General features: G+C 58.3%; 2 protein-coding genes. Both read left to right on the forward strand.

Annotated elements, in window-relative coordinates; all coding sequences use genetic code 11:
• Window positions 1-435, forward strand: a 435-nt coding sequence (locus GOB83_RS14705; RefSeq protein ID WP_338420646.1) for a phage tail tip lysozyme, incomplete at its 5' end; no start/stop codon positions are given.
• A gap of 3 nt (window positions 436-438) precedes the next feature.
• Window positions 439-624, forward strand: a 186-nt coding sequence (locus tag GOB83_RS14710; protein ID WP_194301419.1) for a DNA circularization N-terminal domain-containing protein, incomplete at its 3' end; no start/stop codon positions are given.

Consider the following 624-nt stretch of genomic DNA (forward strand, 5'->3'; position numbering starts at 1 on the left):
GATATTCACGGTTCAAGCCGGGAAGATCAGCTTAAGTTCATGCAGTGGGAACTCGACCACCAGAGTTATCTGGGGGGCGATGAAATCCGTCATGCCAGAACAGCATCACAGGCTGCGGCATTGGCGTCTGTGAATTATTTCCGTCCGGGCCGGACTCAGGCGGACCAACTGCGCGAGATGAGCAACCGGGCAGGAATGGGCACGGATTGGTATAACGCTCTCTCAGCTCCACCAGCCCAGATGCCCACGCCGCCCAAGCAGGACGCTGGCGGTGGTCTTGATGGCACAACTTCTCGACTGCGGGTTGAGATCAGCCATGACAATGCCCCGCCCGGGTCTTCGGTCAAAGTCACCTCAGCCAGTTCCAACCTGAAGGTGGCGTCCATCTCGCAACAACGGGCGATGGATCCAACCAATACCGCTCTAGGCAACTGACACATGTCCGGTTCACTCATCAACACAGCGCTGGAATATCTCCAGTGCTCATTCCGCGCGGTGCCATTTGCCGTGCTGGGTAGTGGGGGCGAGACAGGGCGCAAGCAGGCTGTGCACCAGTATCCCTACAGGGACGGGGTCTATGTTGAGGATCTGGGCAAACGGGGCCGAGTTTACCACATCCATGGC

Source organism: Acetobacter fabarum, assembly GCF_011516925.1.
GTDB classification, from domain to species: Bacteria; Pseudomonadota; Alphaproteobacteria; order Acetobacterales; family Acetobacteraceae; genus Acetobacter; species Acetobacter fabarum.